At 60.6% G+C, this 1,559-nt stretch carries 1 protein-coding gene; it reads left to right on the top strand.

All coding sequences use genetic code 11. The annotated features are described in order from the left end of the window. Window positions 1-291: 291 nt before the first annotated feature. Window positions 292-1,530 carry an IS110 family transposase gene (locus NQJ30_RS18790; protein ID WP_255771840.1) on the top strand — a complete coding sequence of 413 codons (1,239 nt, stop codon included), beginning with the start codon at window positions 292-294 and terminating at the stop codon, window positions 1,528-1,530. Window positions 1,531-1,559: the final 29 nt, after the last annotated feature.

The raw sequence follows: 1,559 nt of genomic DNA on the forward strand, positions 1-1,559 counted from the left end.
TAGCGTTTAGTCGGCGCTGCCGCACCGTTCGTATTAGAAAGTGTGTGCCCGGTGCGGGGTCGGTATCGGCTCTGTCGCTGGCGGGGATGGCGGTGGATCATGGGATTGTCTGCCACGGTTGAGGCCGCTGCAACCTTGGTGCCGTTTGTGCCCGTCAAGTAGCGTGACCCGGAGGACTCCACGGGAACCGTGGATTGTTGCTTTGAGCACGAGTGTTAGATTCCTGAATATTTCCCTGTTCTCCTCGTGGCAGACACCTAACCAAGGAGCCACCAAGGGCAGGAGGATGCAATGGATATCGTGCACGAGCGGGCCGCGGGGTTGGACATTTCCAAGCGAGACGCGAAGGTCTGCGTTCGAGTGCCGGGAACTCGCGCAGGCAGTTACACCTCAAGAGTCACGACCTGGGGCGCGACCACACAGGCGATCCTCGAACTGCGCGAATTCCTGGAGCACCAACACGTCACCACAGTGGTGATGGAAGCGACCAGCGATTACTGGAAACCTTTCTTCTATCTGTTTGAAGAGACGCTTCCGGTGATGCTGGTCAATGCCAAGGCTGCCCGGAATATCCCGGGACGCAAAACTGATGTTTCGGACGCGGCCTGGTTGGCGCAGTTGGCCGCCTACGGGTTGCTGAGGGGCTCGTTCGTGCCGCCGGAGCCGATCCGTGAACTCCGGGACCTCACACGTGCCCGTGCTATCGCGGGCCGCGACAGGACCCGTGAGATCCAGCGGCTGGAGAAATTTCTCGAAAGCTCCGGGATCAAGCTTTCCTCGGTGGTCTCGGATCTCACAGGGGTCTCGTCCAGGCAAATGCTTGAGGCCTTGATCAACGGAGAACGCGATCCGGAGGTCCTGGCGGGACTGGCCCGAGGAACCTTGCGTTCGAGAATCCCCGCCCTTATCGATGCGCTTACCGGCAGGTTCAAACCCCACCACGCGTTCATGGCCAGGCTGCATCTGGACCAGATCGATGCCCACGCCCGGACCATGGAAGCACTCACCGCACGGATCGAGGAGGCGATGGAACCCTTTCGTGACGCCAGGGAAGCCCTGGCCACCATTCCCGGCGTCTCCCTAAAGGTTGCCGAAGTGATCATTGCCGAAACCGGCGCGAACATGACCGTCTTCGAAACTCCCGCCCGGCTCGCGTCCTGGGCAGGCGTCTGCCCCAGTGCCAACGAATCCGCCGGAAGGATCAAGTCCAGCCAAATCCTGCCCGGGAACAAATACCTCAAAGCGGCCCTCGGCACCTCAGCTCTATCGGCCACACGAACTAAGGGCACGTACCTCGCAGCCAGATACCACCGCATAGCAACTCGCCGTGGACCAATGAGAGCGGTCGTCGCGATCGAGCATTCCATCCTGACCGCGGCGTGGCACATGCTCTCCCACGGAGTGATCTACACCGACCCCGGTGCCGACCACTTCACTCGCATCAGCCCATCCCGCGCCAAGAACAATGCCATCAAACAACTCAACAGCCTCGGCTACAACGTCACCATCACCCCGGTCACCGCCGCCTAACCCCCTTACTTTCGTATTAGGTAGCAGCA

Origin of the sequence: Pseudarthrobacter sulfonivorans, assembly GCF_024391045.1 — a bacterium.
GTDB classification, from domain to species: domain Bacteria; phylum Actinomycetota; class Actinomycetes; order Actinomycetales; family Micrococcaceae; genus Arthrobacter; species Arthrobacter sulfonivorans_B.